The organism is Sphingopyxis terrae subsp. terrae NBRC 15098 (assembly GCF_001598815.1).
Classification (GTDB): Bacteria; Pseudomonadota; Alphaproteobacteria; order Sphingomonadales; family Sphingomonadaceae; genus Sphingopyxis; species Sphingopyxis terrae.
This window is the reverse complement of sequence record NZ_BCZQ01000002.1, coordinates 1-978: the sequence shown is the minus strand read 5'-3', so window position 1 is coordinate 978 and position 978 is coordinate 1. Positions and strand designations below refer to the sequence as shown.

At 65.5% G+C, this 978-nt stretch carries 2 protein-coding genes; one reads left to right on the top strand and one right to left on the bottom strand.

What is annotated here, in order from left to right; translation table 11 throughout:
• Positions 1–278 (top strand): peptidase M16 family protein (locus STE01S_RS00075; protein WP_162928167.1); only part of this gene is annotated, 278 nt, incomplete at its 5' end.
• A 42-nt stretch (positions 279–320) separates the two neighbouring features.
• Here the strand turns inward: STE01S_RS00075 and STE01S_RS00070 are convergent.
• Positions 321–978 (bottom strand): isopenicillin N synthase family dioxygenase (locus STE01S_RS00070; protein WP_062763884.1); only part of this gene is annotated, 658 nt, incomplete at its 5' end.

The window sequence follows — 978 nt, the reverse complement described above, 5'->3', positions numbered from 1 at the left end:
CCAAGGAATTGCGCGACAAACCCGTCGATGCCGACACGCTCGACCGCGCGCGCAAGCCGCTGGTCGAGGCGATGACCAAGGCGCGGCGCGAAAATGCCTATTGGCTCGCGTATGTCGCCGAGGCGACGAGCCGCGCCGACCGGCTCGACCGCAGCCGCAACGGCATCGCGGCAGTCGAGGCTGCGACGCCGGCGGAGCTTGAAGCGCTCGCCAAACGCTATCTTGTCGACGACAAGGCGCTGGTGATCCGGGCGATCAGCGACAAGGCCGGAAAATAGCGGGACGCGCGGCCGGCCCGACGGGGCGGCCGCGGCCCGGTTCTATTTCTTGAGCCCGATTTCGCGGAGCCGTTCCTGCAGATATTCGTCGGCGGTGATCGGCGTCGGATACAGGTTCGGATGCTCGGCATCGATGCAATTATCCAGCGTCACGATCGGATAGTCCGAACGGAAGTGCAGGAAGAAGGGCATCGAATAGCGCGCAACGCTGGCGCGGCCGGTGTCGGGATTGCGCACGCGGTGCGTGGTCGAGGGCAGGCGGTTGTTGGTCAGCCGTTGCAACATGTCGCCGACATTGACCGCCATAGCGCCCGCAGGCGGCGATACCGGAAGCCAACTCCCATCCTTGTCGAGGATTTCGAGGCCCGCTTCTTCGGCACCGAGCAGCAGGGTAATCGTATTGATATCTTCGTGCGCCTCGGCGCGGATGCCCTTCGCCGGGCCTTCGACGGGCGGGTAATGCAGCAGGCGCATCACGCTGTTGCCGTCCTTCACCGTGTCGTCGAAGAAATCGGGTGCGAGGCCAAGGTAGCGCGCGATCCCGGAGAGCAGCTTGCCGCCGACGCGGTCGAATTCGGCGAACAGCCGGTCATAGGTTTCGCGAAAGCCCGCGACTTCGGCCGGCCAGACATTGTTCGGCTGTTGCGCGGCAAGCGGGTGGCCGGCGGGCAGGTCGCGGCCCACGTGCCAGAATTCCTTG